At 54.8% G+C, this 17,391-nt stretch carries 15 protein-coding genes; 7 read left to right on the top strand and 8 right to left on the bottom strand.

All coding sequences use genetic code 11. The features are described 5' to 3' along the window. Positions 1-7 precede the first annotated feature (7 nt). From VFO10_RS15765 to VFO10_RS15740, 6 genes are all read right to left on the bottom strand, one after another. A complete protein-coding gene (locus VFO10_RS15765; RefSeq protein ID WP_325141823.1) occupies positions 8-1,081 on the bottom strand; it encodes a type IV pilus twitching motility protein PilT in 1,074 nt (357 codons plus the stop codon). Between the two features lie 21 nt (positions 1,082-1,102). Continuing rightward, the gene (locus VFO10_RS15760) at positions 1,103-2,827 is read right to left on the bottom strand and encodes a GspE/PulE family protein (RefSeq protein WP_325141821.1); all 1,725 of its coding nucleotides are present in this window, start codon (positions 2,825-2,827) and stop codon (positions 1,103-1,105) included. Positions 2,828-2,902: 75 nt separating this feature from the next. After that, positions 2,903-3,610 carry a hypothetical protein gene (locus tag VFO10_RS15755; protein ID WP_325141819.1) on the bottom strand — a complete coding sequence of 236 codons (708 nt, stop codon included), beginning with the start codon at positions 3,608-3,610 and terminating at the stop codon, positions 2,903-2,905. Beyond that, positions 3,589-3,987 carry a hypothetical protein gene (locus VFO10_RS15750; RefSeq protein WP_325141817.1) on the bottom strand — a complete coding sequence of 133 codons (399 nt, stop codon included), beginning with the start codon at positions 3,985-3,987 and terminating at the stop codon, positions 3,589-3,591. The genes VFO10_RS15755 and VFO10_RS15750 overlap by 22 nt, the downstream gene beginning before the upstream one ends. A 201-nt stretch (positions 3,988-4,188) precedes the next feature. Next, positions 4,189-4,788 (bottom strand): cob(I)yrinic acid a,c-diamide adenosyltransferase, encoded by a 600-nt coding sequence (locus VFO10_RS15745; RefSeq protein ID WP_325141815.1) that lies wholly within the window; start codon positions 4,786-4,788, stop codon positions 4,189-4,191. A 113-nt stretch (positions 4,789-4,901) separates the two neighbouring features. Further along, entirely contained in the window at positions 4,902-5,213 is a 312-nt protein-coding gene (locus VFO10_RS15740) for an integration host factor subunit alpha (RefSeq protein WP_141736511.1), read from the bottom strand. Positions 5,214-5,551: 338 nt separating this feature from the next. On the opposite strand from VFO10_RS15740, the gene VFO10_RS15735 reads away from it, so the two are divergent. The 4 genes from VFO10_RS15735 to VFO10_RS15720 are packed head-to-tail and all read left to right on the top strand — an operon-like array spanning position 5,552 to position 10,245. Continuing rightward, entirely contained in the window at positions 5,552-6,472 is a 921-nt protein-coding gene (locus VFO10_RS15735; protein ID WP_325141813.1) for an ABC transporter ATP-binding protein, read from the top strand. A gap of 21 nt (positions 6,473-6,493) precedes the next feature. Further along, a complete protein-coding gene (locus VFO10_RS15730) occupies positions 6,494-7,258 on the top strand; it encodes an ABC transporter permease (RefSeq protein ID WP_325141811.1) in 765 nt (254 codons plus the stop codon). Positions 7,259-7,264: 6 nt separating this feature from the next. Beyond that, entirely contained in the window at positions 7,265-8,893 is a 1,629-nt protein-coding gene (locus tag VFO10_RS15725) for a GldG family protein (RefSeq protein WP_325141809.1), read from the top strand. Then, positions 8,893-10,245, top strand: coding sequence for a DUF4340 domain-containing protein (locus tag VFO10_RS15720; protein WP_325141807.1), 1,353 nt, complete (start codon positions 8,893-8,895; stop codon positions 10,243-10,245). Before VFO10_RS15725 ends, VFO10_RS15720 begins: the two co-directional genes overlap by 1 nt. A 16-nt stretch (positions 10,246-10,261) precedes the next feature. Here VFO10_RS15720 and VFO10_RS15715 read toward each other — a convergent pair whose 3' ends face one another. Further along, entirely contained in the window at positions 10,262-11,314 is a 1,053-nt protein-coding gene (locus VFO10_RS15715) for an NAD(P)H-dependent glycerol-3-phosphate dehydrogenase (protein WP_325141805.1), read from the bottom strand. A 553-nt stretch (positions 11,315-11,867) separates the two neighbouring features. Here VFO10_RS15715 and VFO10_RS15710 point away from each other — a divergent pair. Genes VFO10_RS15710 through VFO10_RS15700 form a run of 3 tightly spaced genes read left to right on the top strand, consistent with a single transcriptional unit; the run spans position 11,868 to position 13,900 of the window. Further along, positions 11,868-12,023 carry a hypothetical protein gene (locus tag VFO10_RS15710; RefSeq protein WP_325141803.1) on the top strand — a complete coding sequence of 52 codons (156 nt, stop codon included), beginning with the start codon at positions 11,868-11,870 and terminating at the stop codon, positions 12,021-12,023. Continuing rightward, positions 12,020-13,108, top strand: coding sequence for a hypothetical protein (locus VFO10_RS15705; protein ID WP_325141801.1), 1,089 nt, complete (start codon positions 12,020-12,022; stop codon positions 13,106-13,108). Before VFO10_RS15710 ends, VFO10_RS15705 begins: the two co-directional genes overlap by 4 nt. Before the next feature lie 15 nt (positions 13,109-13,123). Beyond that, complete coding sequence (locus tag VFO10_RS15700; RefSeq protein ID WP_325141799.1) at positions 13,124-13,900, top strand: prolipoprotein diacylglyceryl transferase; 777 nt, start codon at positions 13,124-13,126, stop codon at positions 13,898-13,900. Here VFO10_RS15700 and VFO10_RS15695 read toward each other — a convergent pair. Beyond that, positions 13,897-17,358 (bottom strand): pyruvate carboxylase, encoded by a 3,462-nt coding sequence (locus VFO10_RS15695; RefSeq protein WP_325141797.1) that lies wholly within the window; start codon positions 17,356-17,358, stop codon positions 13,897-13,899. The two genes, VFO10_RS15700 and VFO10_RS15695, sit on opposite strands and share 4 nt — an antisense overlap. Between the last annotated feature and the right edge of the window lie 33 nt (positions 17,359-17,391).

Below are 17,391 nucleotides of genomic sequence, written 5' to 3'. Positions count from 1 at the left end.
TTATCGCCTATCGTCTTATGCTTTTCTGTTTATTGTCACTCAGCATATCCTGAAGTTCATCCGGCATCGCACTCTTCTGGAGCGCGAGCTCCTTGGTGATGAGGCGTCGACTCACCAGCTGATAAAGGGACTGATTCATCGTCTGCATGCCGCTTCCGGCCTGACCTGTCTGCATCGCGGAATAGATCTGCTGAATCTTGCCTTCCTGCACCAGAGCACGGATAGCGCTGTTCATTCGCATGATTTCCATGGCCATCACCCGGCCGCCTGTTTCCTTGGGCAAAAGCATCTGCGAAAGCACGGCTTCAAGGCTCATAGCCAGCTGCGTACGAATCTGGGACTGCTGATGCGGGGGGAAGGAATCGACCATGCGGTTGATGCTCGATATCGCACCGTTGGTATGGAGCGTTCCGAAAACAAGGTGACCCGTCTCGGCAATGGTAAGGGCCGCGGAAATGGTCTCGGGATCGCGCATCTCACCGATCAGAATCACATCGGGATCCTGACGCAGAACGGATTTGAGAGCCATGGCGAAGCTCTGTGTATCCTCGCCCAGCTCGCGTTGATCGACAACGCAGTTTTTATGCTGGTGCACGAATTCGATGGGATCTTCGATCGTTACAATGTGATCATAGCGCGATTCATTGATGTGATTGATCATGGCGGCCAGGGTCGTCGATTTACCGGAACCCGTGGGACCGGTGACCAGGACGAGGCCGCGAGGCAGTGCGCAAAGGCTTTTCAGGAGCGGCGGACTGCTCAATTCATCCAGAGTATTGATCTTATGCGGAATCACACGGAACGCGCCCGAGATCTGACCCGACTGATAATAGATGTTGGCACGAAAGCGGGCGATGCCCGGAATCGAGAAGGAAAGGTCAAGCTCCTTCCGCTGCTCGAACATTTTCTTTTGCGTTTCAGTCAGAACGCTGTAGCAGAGTTCCATGGTTTTCTGCGGCGTCATGGGCGGCAGATTCAAAGGGGCCACGTGCCCATCTATACGAAGACGGGGCGGCGAACCTGAAGAGATGTGCAGGTCGCTGGCTCCCTGTTGAACCAGCGTACGCAGCAGCTGTTGCATTGAATAATCCATCGTCTACCTCTAGGCTGCGTTATGGCCCGAATGCTCATTTTCATCATCAGCGGCGGTATTGCTGACCACCTCCAGGGCGTCCATCTCACCTCTCAGCATTTTGATCAGACCATTCTGCCGAAGGGTGCGCATGCCGTTGCGCATGCCGATGGTTTTGAGTTCCATTGCCGGTGCTGATCGCATGATGGCGGATCTCAGTTCATCGTTCATCACCATCACTTCATGGATGGCCACGCGACCTTTCATGCCTGTGCCACCGCAAAGTTCGCAGCCCTTGCCCTTGTGAACCTTGGCTGTCATCGCGACTTCACGCGGCACTCCAATGCTCATCAGGTATTCGGGCTTGATGGATGCATCAACGATTTTGCAGTTGCTGCAGATGCGGCGCGCAAGGCGCTGGGCCACCACGCACTGCAGGGCGGAAATCAGGTTAAAGGATTCGAGACCCATGTTTTGCAGACGCACGATGGTGTCGGACGCGCTGTTGGTGTGGAGCGTGGACAAAACCATATGACCCGTGAGCGCCGCTTTGATGGCGATTTCCCCGGTTTCCTTGTCGCGCACCTCACCGACCATGATGATGTCGGGATCCTGGCGGAGGAAGGCTTTCAGAGCATCGGCAAAGGTCAGGCCGAATTCCGCCCGGATATGGACCTGGTTGATGCCATCGAGGGTGAATTCAACGGGATCTTCCGCTGTCATGATATTGTCGGCTACCTGGTTCAGTTCAGCCAGAGCGGAATAAAGCGTCGTTGTTTTACCGGAACCGGTAGGACCCGTGACGAGCACCATTCCATAAGGCTTATGGATACTGTCCTTGAAGCGGCGCAGGTCGTCCTGCTCAAAGCCGAGCTTGGTCATGTCCACCTGAAGGCTCGACTTATCGAGGATACGCAGAACCACCTTCTCGCCGTGCCAGGTCGGGAGCGTGTTGATACGAAAGTCGATGGGCTTGCCTTCGATCGTCACACTGATCTGACCGTCCTGAGGCAGGCGCTTTTCCTCGATCTTAAGACCGGCCATAACCTTGAATCGGGAGGCCATCGCGGCTTTCATGTGCGCCGGGGGACGGGCGATTTCCTGCAGCGCCCCGTCGATGCGAAGACGCACGCGCATATAGCTTTCATAGGGCTCGACATGAATATCCGAGGCGCCCCGCTGAAGACAGGCCATCATAATTCTATTGATCAGATCATTGACGGGACCATCATCATTCCCGGAGTTCTCGTCGATGACCAGCCGCTGCTCGGCCGGCTTATTTCGGGTCTGGGTGACGCTCGTCTTATTGAATTTGTCCATTTCAAGGCCGCGCTGCGGATAATAGCGCGCCAGGGCCTTGTTGATCTTATCCTCGGACGACAGGACGGTTTTCAAGGAATAGCCCGTCTTCAGCTGAAGCAGGTTGATCGTATTCAAATCGTGAGGGTTTTCCACGGCAACGATGATGTTATTGCCCACGCGGTCAATGGGAATGGCTCGGGCCTGACGCGCGACCTGGTCCTGGATCAATTGAATGATGTCGGAGGGGATGTCCATGGCGTCGAGGTCGGCGATCTGAAGCTTGTGGCAATGCGCCCAGGCTGCCAGGAGCTTATTGCTATCCGCGGCCTTCACACGAATGAGCGCATGCACCAGAAGCACGTTCTTGGTGCGGGCAAGGGCTTCAGCTTCCGCCATGATCTTGGGATCAACTCGAAGCTGGTTGATCGCGATTTCATGAAACTGCCGCAGCATGAGACTCCCGTCGTCGACTTGAGAAAGGCCTACGACGGGATTATCGGCATTCCAGGCTCTGGCTTTACCGTGATGTCAGGACCGAAGCTCCGCATAGACCATGCGGGGATCTACGTGCCGGAGCCTCGCGTGTTTCAGCTGCAGACGCGCGCCCTGGGCGAGGAAGGTCAAGCGATCGAAAAGACCCTGTTTTTTAGCTTCTTTGAGGGCTTTGACCAAAAGTCGATGTGAACGGGCCGGATGAAAGATCAGGCCGTGACTCAGGACCGGGGCTTCGTCCATATGAAAGACAAAGCCCTGGAACACATCACTCTTGGCGATTCCATCAAAAAGTTCGTCCGATTGCTTTTGAATCCGGATCTTATCGTCGGAACAAAGATCTTTCAGCACAAGGCCCGTGCTTTGAATCTTGAGCACCTTGAAAAGCGAATGCGTATAGCTGTGAATCGTCGTCTGGGGATGCTTGTCCCGATAAAGGGCGAAGGGTGTCGGTGGATTCTCGGGATCCAGATGCACGAGCGGTCGAATGAAAAGGAAGTAATCAATGAAGTAGCTCATCCGGCGATGATAGCTTTCATCATCGTGGAAGATCATGCCGGTCTGCGCAAAGAACTCTTCCTTGGCCCGCACGACTTCCTCGACACCGAGCAGGTTCACCACCCAGTTGATAATATCCTCGCGCTGTTGATCGAGCGGACTGCGCCACTCGCCGCCGACGCTTCCATCAATAACGGCAAACGGGGGAATGACCGGGATTTCTTCTACGCTTTGACCAGACACCATTCGAGCACCTTTTCGCCAACAACGGGCAGTTGAAATCTGAGGGGGACCCACACATAGGCCTGACCCTCGCCACAGGACTGTTCCATCAAAGGAACGATCGTCGGCTCCACCGACGTCTTGCCGCGGATGACAATGTCCTCCAGCGGGATATAAACCCCATAGCCCAGGAAATGCCTTTGGATAAACCTTTGGCCGTCCTGGGCGATCGTTTGGGGCTTGTTGAGTAGGATGGTGAGTTCAGGATCCTGCAAAAGAAAGGCGCTGGCAATCGCTGCCTTGGCCGCCTGATGCGTGCTGACATAAAGCGCAGTGGCCCATAGCGGCGCAAGCCACCAGCGGACCCGTGATTTACGGGGAATCAGACCCGTTCCGGGCATTCTGGATGTCTCGGTGCTGGGCCTAGGCTCAGGCTCCGAGTAGAGTGGATTGGATTCGCCCATCACGCCAAAAACCTTAGAGCCTATCCGAAAACCCCGGATATGCTTCGTTGACTTCGTCGCTCCGCTGCTCATTTCCGGGCGCAAACTGCGCTGCTCGCTTCCCGTTGCCTCGCCCCTCCGGGGTTTTCGGATAGGCTTCTACTTGCGCGTCGCCGCTGGCCGCTTCTGTTGCCAAAGGACTTCCGGGCAACCGAGGCGCTGGCTGATCAATCGGCCCATGACAAAGAGCCAATCACTCAAACGATTGAGGTATATTTGAGTTTCTCCACGAACGTCCGGTTCGTCAATACGAAGCCGCACGAGTTCGCGTTCCGCGCGTCGGCACACAGTTCGTGCTAGATGCGCCGTGGAATTGCAAACATGTCCGCCGGGCAAAACGAAGTTCGCCAGGGGCTGAAGATTCTCGTTTACGTTATCGATTTCCTGTTCCAGGACTTCCACGTCGGCGGCTGATACCACCCGCTGCTTTTCGATGTTCAGATGCTTCGTTGGAGTCGCGAGTTCACCACCCAGATCGAAAAGCTCGTTCTGAATGCGCTCCAGACTTTGATCCAACCAATGACCTTGAAATTCATTCTGCAGCTTGAGCTGATCGCGCAAAAGACCCATCCAGGAATTAAGCTCATCCACAGTCCCATACGCTTCGAGTCGCAGCGCGGCCTTGGATATCTTGTCCCCGGATGCGAGGGTGGTTCCACCCTTGTCACCAATCTTGGTATAAATCTTCGTGAGTCTCACGTCCCGCCCTCCCAAGCGTCCATCGCAATACTGTACGCTATCCACGACAGCAATGCGAATGGGATCGCATAGTCCGAGGGAAATTGTCCAGGGCTTTTCAAGCGTGGTCTGATTTACTCGTCGCCTGTGAGGTGCGCGAATTCGCGGTTCACCTGATCACGCATTTTATCCGAGGGATGGAAGGTCACGACACGTCGGGCCGAGATTTCGATCTTCTCGCCTGTGTGCGGGTTGCGACCGGGACGTGAACGCTTTTCCTTCACGGTCCACTTGCCGAAACCAGATATTTTGACGTCTTTGCCGTCTTCCAGGCGAAGCTTGACCTCTTCGAGAATAATCTCGAGGATCTCCTTGGCTTCTTTGACAGGAAAGCCAACTTTATCGCGAATCATCTCCACCAGAACGTCCTTGGTCAAAGTAGCCATTACGATACCTCCGAGTTAGGCCAAAACGGGATCGTAGTTTCCCCAATGCCTTCCAATGGATGAGTCTATCAAGTTCCAAAGTTTTCGGGAAGTATCGGATACCAAAAATTATTTTGGGAAAGTGTGCAGGATCCGGGCAGGTCGCTTCCCTCGGACCTTAGCCAGGAAGGGCTAAATGCCAGGACGAAGTCCGGATGAAGCGGCATTGACTTAAGGACTTCTCAGATTAACAATGCTTTTCTGGAAAAAGTCGCAGATCATAAGCCCGAACCGCCTTGGCCAGTGGGGTTGTGTGTTCTGCTCGCCTGTTTTTAGCGAACAAGTCTAGGAGGGTATGGATGATTGAAGTCGTCGGCCTGCGAAAGAGCTTCGGTGACGTTCCTGCTCTGACTGACATCACCTTTAAGGTGGAGAAAGGTCAGATCGTCGGGTTTTTGGGAGCCAATGGTGCCGGAAAAACCACGACAATGGACATTCTGTGCGGATGCATCGGTGCGGATGCTGGTACAGCCAGGATTGCTGGTTATGAGATCTCGGAAAACCCGATCGAGGTCAAAAGAAGGATCGGCTATCTGCCGGACGAACCGCCCCTGCACAAAGAGATGAAGGTCGAGGAATTTTTGCTTTATGTCGGCCAGCTGCATGGCCTCAGCAAAAGCAAAGCGAAGCAGAAAACGCTGGAGCTGATGGAAAAGCTGGAAATCACCGATATGCGGAACCGTTTGATCGGTCAGCTTTCCAAGGGCTATAAGCAAAGGGTGGGGCTGGCGCATGCGCTGGTGCACGATCCTGAAGTCCTGATCCTCGACGAACCTACCGAAGGCCTGGACCCGAACCAGATCGTCCAGATTCGCGAGCTGATCAAATCCCTCAAAGGTCAGCACACCATACTTTTCTCGTCCCACATTCTTTCGGAAGTGGAATCCGTTTGCGATCAGATCGTGATCGTGGACCACGGCCGCGTGGTCGAGCAGGGAACCCATCAGCAGCTGGTCTCCCGCTTGGAATCCGGTCGTCAGTATCAACTGCGCGTTCGTCAGGGGGCCTCGGCCCTGGTGGAAAAACTGAAAAGCCTGCCGTCTCTCAGCGCTTTGACCTTGGAGTCGGAAAGCGCCGAGACCATCACCTTCCGCACAGCTGATCAGGATCAGGTGCTGGACCGCGTGGCGCAGGAAGTTCTGAACGGCGGTCATGGTCTGCAGGAGCTGGCCGTGAAGTCGAAGAAGCTGGAAGACGTGTTCTTCCAACTGACCCACTAATCAACCGGAGGAAAGTCAAACATGGGAGCTGTACTGACGATTGCTCAGCGCGATCTGAAGGCTTATTTTTCATCCATCAAAGGTTCGGTGACCTTTTGGTTTCTGCTCATTTTCATGGGTATGTTCTTTCAGTCCTTCTGCACGACCTTTCTTGACCTGCAGAATCAGGCCATGCAGATGGGCGGCGAGACGCCCAAGTTGAGTCAGCTGCTGACGGCCATCTTTCAGAACCTCCATTTCATCCTGCTCTTCGTGGTGCCCGCAGTGACCATGGCCTCGTTCGCGGAGGAAAAGAAAACGCAGGTTCACCGCCTTCTGATGACGGCGCCTGTCTCGTCCACCCAGATCGTGCTCGGCAAGTTCCTGTCCGCTGCCGGCGTCCTGGGCATGGTTCTGCTCGCGTCCTCGGTTTTCCCTATCTTCCTTTTCAAATACGGCAATCCTGAATTCGGACCCATCCTGAGTTCCTACCTTGGCCTTTTCCTTCTCATGTGCTCGCAGGTGGCTTTCGGTCTTTGGATCTCGTCGATGGTCAGTCATCAATTTCTGGCGTTCATGTTCACCGTCTTCGGACTCTTTTTGCTGCTGATCCTGACCTGGATCGCACCCAATATTTCGAGCACCGGCATGATGGAAGAGTTTGTGAAATACCTGGCGGCCACCACGCACCTTGATAACTTTTTCAATGGTCTGATCACGGTCGCAGACGTGACTTACTTCGTCGCGTTCATCAGTCTTTTTCTTTATTTCACAAACGTCGCCGTCGAATCGCAGCGTTGGAGGTAATTGGCAATGCGCAGTGGTCTTCTATTTCTGCCTTTTCTGGGTGTCTTTACCGCGGTTCTGGCTTTGGCTACAGGTCGCGCTTACAAGGAATTTCCGCTGGTCAGTATCGTCCTTTGGATTCTGGCCGCGCTCGCGATCAGCGTCTGGGTCGTCCTGGATGGCAAACGCTTGAAAACGATGTTCACCCGCAAGGGGAGCCGCCACCGCATGAGTCAAGGGCTCAGCGTGCTTCTGGCTGTTCTTCTGGCCATTGGTGCCGGCTACCTGAGTCGCCGTGATCGCTTCAATAAAAGCTTCGACGTGACCAAGGAAGGGATCAACACCCTGAGTCCGGAATCGGTGAAGCTGGTGAATCAGCTGAAAGAACGCAAAGAGCCGGTCAAGGTTCTGGCGTTTTTCCAGGATGAGATGAAGAAGAACCAGTTCCGTAAGGCCCTTTCGCTTTATGAGCTGAAGGGCGGCAGCTTTGAGGTCGAGTACATAGATCCTCAGACCGATCCGACCCGCGCCATGGCCGAGAACATCACGACCGTGGATACCGTGATATTTAAATACGGAAAACAGGAAGCCCGTCTGACTTCATTCACCGAAGAAAAGATGAGCAACGCGCTGGTACGGGTGATGAAGGAGAAGGATAAGACCATCTACTTCACCAAAGGCCATGGCGAACCGGAACTCAGTAACCAGGAAGCTCTGGGCTATTCGGCCGCGAAGCAGGAATTGGAATCGGAACGCTTTGTGGTCAAAGAGCTGAACCTTCTTGAAACCACCTCCATTCCAGCCGATGCGGATCTTCTGGTGATCGCAGGACCGAAGTATGACCTGCAGCCTTCCGAGCTGGCTGTGCTGGAGCAGTATCTGCAAAGCGCCCGGCCTTTGATGGTTCTTGTCGATGCGCTGACGCCCGTGCCGAACCTGAACAAGCTGGTCGAGTCCGTGGGTTTCCGCTTCAATGATGACCTTCTGATCATCCGCCCGGGTGATGAACGCGCCAAGGTCCTGGGTCAGAACAATGCGATCGTCACCGACTTTGACAGCTTCTCGCCCGTCACTGCGGATTTTGTCAAACGCGGTGGAGTCGCCCTGATGACGGCCAATACCCGGTCGATCGACATCGTGAATGACAATAAACTTCAGCTTAAGCCTGTTGGTCTGGCCAAGTCCTCCCAGATCATTGTGAAGGTGACCGGCGTGAAAACGCAGGCTGACCTTAAGAATCTGACCGAAGACCGTATCGTCGAGGGCTCGTTCGATGTCTTCGGTGCCGCAAGCGGCAAGGTCGGTGGCGCCAAGGTCGCCACGAATGAAGCGAATAAGGATGCTCAGGCTGACGTTAAAGGTGATTCGCAGGGCAATGCGGCCAAGGAACTGCGGGTTTTCGTTGGCGGTTCAGCGCAGCTCGCCAGTAACCTCGGGGCCCAGCGCCAGGAGAACGTTGATCTCTTTTTGAATGCGATCAACTATCTGACTCAGGATGAGGATTTTATTTCCATCCGGGCCAAGGACGGTGACAGGAGTACTTTGGATCTGACCACGGCGTCGAGCCAGTTCCTGCTCCTCTTCCTGGCTTATGTGTATCCCACCAGCTTTCTGGGTGCGGGCGTATTCTATTGGATGCGGAGAAGGAGAGCCTAATGAAGACCTTTGTCAAACCCCTGATTTTCAGCGTGGTCCTCCTGGGTCTGGGCGGAATCGCGTACTGGGATGAGTGGCAGACGAAAGTTGAGACCAAGGAAAAGGAGCTGAAAAACAAGCTTCTGACCTTCAAGCCGGATGAGATCACCAGCCTCAACTACACCAAGGTCGATGACGGCCGGACGGTTCAGGTGCAGATGGCCAAGGAAGGTAATCAATGGAAGGTTCTTTCCCCGATTGCCTATCCTGGTGATGCGGAAGGCGTGGGCCGGCTCCTGAAAACTTTTGAAGAGCTGAAGTTTGAAAAGAGTTTTGAAGCGGCCGGTGACAAGCTGAAGGAATACGGTCTTGATCAGCCGAAAGTCACCGTGGCTATGAAGGATAAGGACGGCAAGGAAACCACGATTCGCATCGGGGCCAAAAGCCCTGTCGGTTACAGCAGCTATGCGAAAGTTGATGAGACGAACAATGTTTATCTCGTCAATCATTACGCGTTCACGGCCAGCAACAAAGAGCTCTTCGATTTCCGTGACAAAAGTCTTCGCTGGCCGAACATGGACCAGGTGAAGGCCATCAGCTACCAGTATCAGAATGAGCCGCTGATTTCCTTGAAGCGTCAGGATAAAGACTGGTCCATCGAAACGCCGAAGCCCTTCAAGGCGGATGCGACCGAGGTGAAGCAGTTCCTGAGCTTTTTTGAGAATCAGCGCGTGGCCAAATTCATGGACGATCCTTCCCCGGCTTTGAAAGAGGCTCTGAGCGGTAAAAAGCCCGGCACAACGCGTCTTGCGACTCTTGTGCTGACCGGCGGTGCTGACCAGCTGACTCAGTATGCCTTCATGCAAAACGGCGAGGACATCTACACCACGGTTCCCGGTTACGACGGCATTATCGTGCTCGATAAGAAGATGAAGGATGGTCTGAAGAAATCCCTGGCTGATTTCCAGAATAAGGCCATGTTCAGCTTCAACTCGACCGAGGCCACCGAGGTGGATGTGGACGGCAAGGTTTACGTAAGAAAGGACGGCGAATGGCAGACCAAGGAAGGCGGAGACAAGGCTGATTTCATCCGACTTTTGCTGGTTGATTTCGAATTTGCCAAAGCCGCGGTGGTGTTGACGGCTGATGAGGCGCTGGCTCTGATGAAGGGTGCTCCTCTTCATTCCACCAAATTCACCTTCAAGGATGGCAAGACCGTGGAGGCTTCGATCTGGAAAATCGAGGGGGATGCGGAGCATGTGTCTATGAAGGTGGGTACGGATGCCTTCTATAAGGCCCCACGCTCGCTCCTTGAAAACTTCAGCGCCAAGCCCAAGCTGAGTGAAAAACTTCAGCCGGGTGATCAGGGTTGAAAAAGCGGCCGCACGTTCATGCGTGCGGCTTCGTTCCTTGCGGCAGCTGCACTTCCGCCTTCATATCCCGATTCAAAAGCCCATAGAGCGCTTCCGAAATCGTCTTCCCTTGAAATAGAACGCCATGCACGGCGCTGATGATCGGCGTATCCGCACCCAATTTCTGGCTCAGATTATAAGCGGCGCGCGCGGTCCAGACGCCTTCCGCCACCGATCCAAGCGTTTTCAAAACGACATCGAGCTGTTCACCTTTGCCAAGGCGATAGCCCACGGTGAAGTTCCGACTTTTTTCCGAGGTACAGGTCAGAAAGAGATCACCTACACCCCCGAGCCCCATAAACGTCAAAGGCTGCGCACCGAGCATGGCGCCGAGGCGCGTGATTTCGGCCAACCCGCGGGTCAGGAGGGCGGCCCGTGCATTCTGCTGCATGCCCAGTCCCACCGCGGCGCCTGCGGCCACGGCAATGACGTTTTTCAGAGCGCCGGCCACCTCAAGCCCCATGGGATCATCCAGGGTATAAACGCGGAAGTAAGCCGTGTGGAAAAGTTCCTGGACCCGGTTACAGACCTGCTTATCCATGCAGCCGACGGACACGGCCGTGGGTCTTTGCTCGGCGACCTCGATCGCAAAGCTGGGACCGGAAAGGATGGCTGTCTGCGTCGCATAGTTTTCTCCAAGCACCTGCTGAATGATGTTATAGGGAAAACAGAGCGTATCATTCTCGATGCCTTTGACCGCGCACACGATCACTGTGTCCGGACGAATGCGTCCCTTCAGAGTCTCAAGGACCTGCCGCAGCGATTGGGTGGGAATCGCCAGGATTAGAAATTCGGTGTTTTTAAGGCGTTCGTCACTGAGTTCGGTGGTTGCGCTCAGAAGAGGCGACAATTCTATATGACTCAGGTATTTGGGATTCCGATGTTTGGTGTTGATGCTGTCGGCGATCAGTTGGGAACGGCCCCACATCACGACCGGAGTTCCCTTCTGCGCAAGGTGATGCGCAAGACAGGTCCCGAAGTTGCCGGAGCCTAATACTGTGATTTTGGCTGCAGGTGTGTTGTTCGACAAAATGCCCCCACGTCGAAAAGACCTTTAATGCAAGCTACAAAACCCGATCATAGGGGACGGTCGCGAGCGAAGCAAGAGGAGGTGGAGACAGGTCGTGCCGCAGGCGCAGCTGCCGCAGGCTTGGGCGGATCGTGCTGCAGGCGCAGTTGTCAGGCTTGGGCGGGTCGCACTTCAGGCACGGATGCGAAGGCAGGGACGCAGGGGACTGAAGAACCCTGGTTTTTCGGTCTCTTTGGCTGTATTTTGGGAACGGGCTGCGTCGCCTGTGGTGTCTGTCCTTCAGTTTGGTGGACCTGATGATAGTATTTCTCATCCTGAGCCTTTTTTTGCTCATGCGTTTAAAAAGGGTCAAGTACCTTCCCTGGTGTTTCCTTCCGCTTGTGATCGCCCAGAATGAAATATGGCTGTCGCAAGCTCCGAGCTTTTGGCTGGGAACAACGCTTGTTCTTTTGAATATTGGCTGGCTCATTCTCCTCTCGGCTGCTGTGGCCCGTAAGTGGCCGGACTGGGATGAAATGACAATGGATCGATTGCGTCGGTTGAAAGGGTGAAGATGAAAGGGATCCTGCAAGCGCTTCAGGTCATCGGCTCCGTCCTGAGCACCAAGATGACTGGCGACACTTCCAAACAGATACGTTTCGTTCTGCTCGCCCTTCTCCTGCTGACTGTACTCGGCTATTTCATGCAGACGCCGGGAGTGCAGCGATGAGTCTTCCCAATTGGTTTTATCCGATCGTAATGGTCTGGCTCGTGGCTGTGCCGGGATTCGTGCCGCATGCATCCGAACCCTCGTCGAAGCGCAGTGCATGGCTTATGCTTTTGGATACGCTTTTTCTTTTACCGTGGATCCTGGCGCTCGCTTTGGATGAGCCCCTGGCTGCGTGGGTGGGTGTCGAGGTTCTGGTTCTGATTTTACTCTTCGATCTTCTTTCGCGGCGATCCACGGATGCCCTGCGTGAAGCCTGGATCAAAGTCAGCATGAGCTGGTTCTTAAGCTGGCTGCTGATTGGAACCGCGGTGGCGCTCTCGGGTGTGCATCCGATTGTGGAGAATCTTTTTTATCCGCTGCCCTCGGTCGAGCTGGACCGCATCCGGCCGGTGCTGGCCGGCTTTCTCTTTCTCATCGGTCTTTGTTTGAAGTTTGGCCTTCCTCCTTTTCAGCAAGGGTTTGTGGATCTCATGGATGTCGTGAGGCCCGAGGATCATCGGCGCTGGTCGCTTCAAATGCGCTTTGCCATCATCTTCGCAGCCTGGCAGCTGATGCCGGCCATCCTCGGTGGACTGAGCCCTTTCAATCAGCAGATTTTTGCGGCTGTTTTGATCCTGGGCTGTTTGGCATCAGTCCTTGTTTCAGGCGTGCAGGCGAGCGTGCAGCGGAGTTTAAGCTATAAAGGAAGCCTTTTGCTCCTGCCGCCGATCCTTTACTTCCTGTTCATGGATGCGCGCGCGGGTCTGGATGGACAGCATACTCTTGGGGTCTGGGTCCTGACCATTCTTGGATTTTTAGCCCTAGGCTGGCTTTATCAGGACTGGCCGAGAAAGGAGCTGCCGGACGATCATATACTTTTGTGGAGCGACCGGGATTCACCCTGCGGCATCGCGGGCTGGTTTATGCGCCTTCGGATATGGACGGCCTGGAGCGTGCTGAGCACGTTCGGGTTCGCTGCTCTCAGCGCTGCGCAAGGACGATGGGTAATCAGTCTTTTGCTCCTGCTTCTGGGCCTCGGTTCAGCCGCGGCTTCACTGCAGCAGCTTGGGATTGCAAGTTGGAAACAGCAGAATCTGGGATCTTAAATATGCGGGGGGCGTATGCATCCAATCCTGTTTCAATGGGGCAGCTTTGTCGTTCCGAGCTGGCATGCATTCTTTGTGCTGGCTGCCCTTATGGGTTGGTGGACGCTTGGTCTTTGGGGGAAGCTCGCCTGGCCTGAGGGTCAGGCAAGGTCCTTGGATTCGCTGTTTCTAATCGCTTATATCGCGGGATATACGGGCGCGCGCGGGCTTTCCATAATTCTGGAAGGGGAAAGCCTGAGCGGGTTCTTTGAGCTCGGCAGCATGACGCTTTACGGTGGAATTCTGCTGGCCGCGTTTGCGGCCATACTTTATGCGCACTGGAAAAAACTTTCCATCATTCGTCTGGCGGATCTGACTCTGCCGTCCCTCATGCTTGGCATTGCCATTGGTCGCATCGGTTGTTTCCTGAATGGTGATGATTACGGCCTGCCCCTTCCCAATCAATCCGAGATACCGTTCTGGGCCGTGAAGTTTCCCAACCTGAACGATGAGCTTTACCGTTATCCCGTGCAGCTCATAGAGGCAGCGGTCTGCCTGACCATTGCAGGTTACAGCTGGTCAAAGCGAACGCTTTTAAAGCGGCGACCCGGAGAAATCGGAACCATAGGGATTGTCGGCTATGCGATCACACGCTTTGTTTTGGAGTTCTACCGCGGGGATGATCGCGGGCAGATATTTACGGATTATTTGTCACCGGCCCAGATCATCAGCATCCTTGTGATCCTGGCCTGGGCCGGTGTTTTGGTCTTTATGCGCTACGTGGCGGCTTCGGGAAAGCAGGGGAAGGCTTAGCCTTCAAGCTCGATCAGAAGGTCACCTTCCTGAACAAGCTCGCCTTTGCTGGCGAGAACCGCCTTGATTTTGCCTCCAACCTTGGCGCTGATCGCATACTCCATTTTCATGGATTCGGTCACCATCACCACCTGGGATTTGTCCACGCTTTGGCCGGGAGTCACCCGCACCTCCAGGATTTTTCCAGGCATGGGCGCCCCGATATGAAGTGTGTTCATGCTATCGGCTTTCGGGCGGTTTTTACCCGGGGCCGCGACGGATTCATCCAGAATCTCGAGCGTCCTTGGATAACCATTCAACTGGAAGAAGACCCTGCGCACGCCGTCGCGATCCGGCTCCGTGATGCCGGAGATGCTGATAATCAGGGTTTTTCCAGGCTCCAGCTCCACTTCGACTTCGCGATTGGTGGGAAGGCCATAGAAGAAGACATCGGTCGGAAGGCCCGCGACATCTCCATAGTCCCGCATATCCGTGAGGTATTCCTTGAAGACTTTCGGATAGAGCCGGTAGGAAAGTACATCGCGATCATGCGGCGCGGTTTCCAGAATGCGGGTCAGTTCAGCCCGGGCTTTGTCGAAGCTGTCATCATTGGTAACAGGCGGCTTTTCCGGAGCGGGGGGATTGGGTCCAAGGATGAGGGCGCGCAGCTCGTCATTGAATCCACCGTAGGGCACGCCCATGTGCCCTTTGAAGAAGCTGATCACGGAGTCGGGATAATCAAGCGCCGGCTTCCGTTCCATGAGCTCCGGCCCTGTCATGCCATGCTTTTGCAGAAGCAGGGCCATGTCGCCCACGACTTTCGAGGACGGCGTGACCTTGACGATATTCCCGAAAAGAGTATTCACCTCCTGATAGCGGCGGGTGAGTTCGTAGAACTCTGTGGATTTCACACCCACCTTCTGCGCCTGATCGTAGAGGTTACTGTACTGCCCGCCAGGGATTTCATGTTCATAAACATCGGTCGACGTCGCTTTGATGCCAGGGTCAAAGGCATGGTACTGAGCCCGGACAGATTCCCAGAAGCGGCTGAGTTCATCCAGATTTCGAATGGAAAGCTCAGGCGCGCGGTCGGTTCCTTCCAGACTCGCCACGATTGCGTTGATGCTGGGCTGTGATGTGAGGCCCGACATGGAGCTGATCGCACCGTCGACGATATCACAGCCCGCTTCCGCCGCGGCCAGCAGCATGGCTTCGGAACTGCCGGATGTGGCGTGCGTGTGCAGGTGGATGGGAATGCTGATGCTTTCCTTCAAAGCCTGGATAAGAATCGAGGCCGCGCGCGGACGCAGAAGGCCCGCCATATCCTTGATGCAAAGGATGTCCGAGCCCATTTTTTCCAGCCGTTTGGCTATGTTCACATAATAGGGGATAGTGTACTTGGTGTTGTTCGGATCCAGGATGTTACCTGTATAGCAGATACAAGCCTCGGCGATCGCACCACGCTTTTTCACTTCGTCCATGGCGACAGCCATCTGCTCAGGGTTATTGAGACAGTCGAAGATACGGAAAAGATCGAGTCCGGCTTCCTTGGTAAGCCGAATGAAATCACGGATCACCCATTCAGGATAATTGGTGTAACCCACCGCATTATCCCCGCGCAGGAGCATCTGAAGGAGGATGTTGGGGATCTCTTCGCGCAGATGGGCCAGGCGTTCCCAGGGATCTTCCTTCAAAAAGCGCATGCAGGTGTCAAAAGTCGCGCCACCCCAGCATTCGAGCGAGAAGAATCCGGGCGTGGCTTTGGAGTAGTAGGCTGTGGATTGGAAAATATCATAGTTTCTGAGGCGCGTGGCAAAAAGCGATTGGTGCGCATCGCGCATGGTGGTGTCGGTGATCAGGAGTTTTTTCTGCTCCATGATCCAGGACTGAAGGCCCTTCACCCCTTTTTGATCAAAGACCTGCTTGGCCGTAACGATGTTCTGCGTCGGCAAACCCTTGGTTTCAAGCTTATAGCAATCCGGCTCCCGCGGGTTGATCTTGGAGTGAAGTTTGTGCGGGTTGTTCACGGTGACATTGGCAATGTACTTCAAAATCTTGGTCGCACGGTCGCGAGGCTGCTGGATATCGAAGACCTCCGGATGCTGCTCAAGGAAGCTCGTATCAATGGTGCCCTTGGCAAACTTCGGATGCGAGACGATATTCAGAAGCAGAGGGATATTATGCTTCACCCCGCGGATCCGGAATTCATTCAACGCCCGGATCATCTTCTGCACAGCCCCGTAAAGGTCGACGCTATGCGCAGTGACCTTCACCAAAAGCGAATCGTAGTAAGGCGTGACAATGGCCCCGGAGTTGCCGAAGCCTTCATCCAGGCGGATTCCAAAACCCTGGGCCGGTCTATAGGCAAGGATCACGCCCGTATCAGGCGCAAAGTTTTTCGAAGGGTTTTCCGACGTCACACGGCACTGAATCGCAACCCCGCGCTGCCGCACATCGTCCTGCGAGCGGATGCTCATGGTCGGGTGATTCATGCTGCGACCCGCAGGGAGCATGATCGACATCTGCAGAAGGTCGACGCCGGTGATCATCTCGGTGACGGTATGTTCGACCTGAATGCGTGGGTTCACTTCCAGGAAATAATGCTGACCGTCTTCACCGACCAGAAATTCCACCGTGCCGACACCCACGTAATTCACGTGCTGACCGATTTTCACCGCATCCTTCAGCAGCGCCTCGCGGGTTTTGCTGCTGATGCCCAGGGCCGGGGCGACCTCGACCACTTTCTGATGACGTCTTTGGACCGAACAATCCCGTTCATAAAGGTGAATGATCTGCCCTGTCTTATCACCTGCGATCTGGACCTCGATATGCTTGGCGTGCTGCACATTTTTTTCCAGATACACCTCAGAACGGCCGAAGGAACTCATCGCTTCCGAGCGGGCTCTTTGAAAGGCCTCGACCAGCTCATCTTCGTTTTTCACCGCTCGGATGCCTTTGCCTCCGCCTCCGGACAAAGCCTTGAGGGTCACAGGATAACCGATCTCGGCACAGAAGCGGCGGGCCTCCTCCAGGGTTTCCACGGGCTGCTCGGTCCCGGGGATAACAGCCACGCCGGATTCCCTGGCAACCTGCTTGGCTGCCAGCTTATCCCCGAAAAGATTCAAGACGTGCGCTGACGGACCACAAAAGAGTATCCCGGCGTCGGCACAGGCCTTGGCGAAATCAGCGTTTTCAGATAGAAAACCATAGCCTGGGTGAATGAAGTCGATGTTTTTCTCGACAGCGAGTTCGATGATTTCCTGCCAGTTCAAGTACGCGCCCAGCGGGTCCCCTTTTTTGCCGACTTTATAAGCCTCGTCGGCCTTGAAGCGATGGACGGAAAAGCGATCCTCGTGGCTATAAAGGGCCACGGTTCGCATGTTCAGTTCGGTGGCGGCGCGAAAGATGCGGATGGCAATCTCGCCCCGGTTGGCAACCAGTAGACGTTTGTTCGCTATGACCTTGCCTTTTGTTTCCATCGTGTCCTCATAGGGATTGCACTCTGTGCGATA

The sequence above is a fragment of the Oligoflexus sp. genome, from assembly GCF_035712445.1.
In the GTDB taxonomy this organism is placed as follows: Bacteria; Bdellovibrionota_B; Oligoflexia; order Oligoflexales; family Oligoflexaceae; genus Oligoflexus.
Note: the sequence above shows the minus strand (reverse complement) of the source record. Positions and strands in the feature narration are given on the sequence as shown.

Coding starts and splice junctions, on each gene's coding strand:
- VFO10_RS15765 (WP_325141823.1), bottom strand. CDS start 1,081: ATGCAACAGCTGCTGCGTACGCTGGTTCAACAGGGAGCCAGCGACCTG.
- VFO10_RS15750 (WP_325141817.1), bottom strand. CDS start 3,987: ATGCCCGGAACGGGTCTGATTCCCCGTAAATCACGGGTCCGCTGGTGG.
- VFO10_RS15695 (WP_325141797.1), bottom strand. CDS start 17,358: ATGGAAACAAAAGGCAAGGTCATAGCGAACAAACGTCTACTGGTTGCC.
- VFO10_RS15730 (WP_325141811.1), top strand. CDS start 6,494: ATGGGAGCTGTACTGACGATTGCTCAGCGCGATCTGAAGGCTTATTTT.
- VFO10_RS15735 (WP_325141813.1), top strand. CDS start 5,552: ATGATTGAAGTCGTCGGCCTGCGAAAGAGCTTCGGTGACGTTCCTGCT.
- VFO10_RS15700 (WP_325141799.1), top strand. CDS start 13,124: ATGCATCCAATCCTGTTTCAATGGGGCAGCTTTGTCGTTCCGAGCTGG.
- VFO10_RS15720 (WP_325141807.1), top strand. CDS start 8,893: ATGAAGACCTTTGTCAAACCCCTGATTTTCAGCGTGGTCCTCCTGGGT.
- VFO10_RS15740 (WP_141736511.1), bottom strand. CDS start 5,213: ATGGCTACTTTGACCAAGGACGTTCTGGTGGAGATGATTCGCGATAAA.
- VFO10_RS15705 (WP_325141801.1), top strand. CDS start 12,020: ATGAGTCTTCCCAATTGGTTTTATCCGATCGTAATGGTCTGGCTCGTG.
- VFO10_RS15710 (WP_325141803.1), top strand. CDS start 11,868: ATGAAAGGGATCCTGCAAGCGCTTCAGGTCATCGGCTCCGTCCTGAGC.
- VFO10_RS15760 (WP_325141821.1), bottom strand. CDS start 2,827: ATGCTGCGGCAGTTTCATGAAATCGCGATCAACCAGCTTCGAGTTGAT.
- VFO10_RS15725 (WP_325141809.1), top strand. CDS start 7,265: ATGCGCAGTGGTCTTCTATTTCTGCCTTTTCTGGGTGTCTTTACCGCG.
- VFO10_RS15755 (WP_325141819.1), bottom strand. CDS start 3,610: ATGGTGTCTGGTCAAAGCGTAGAAGAAATCCCGGTCATTCCCCCGTTT.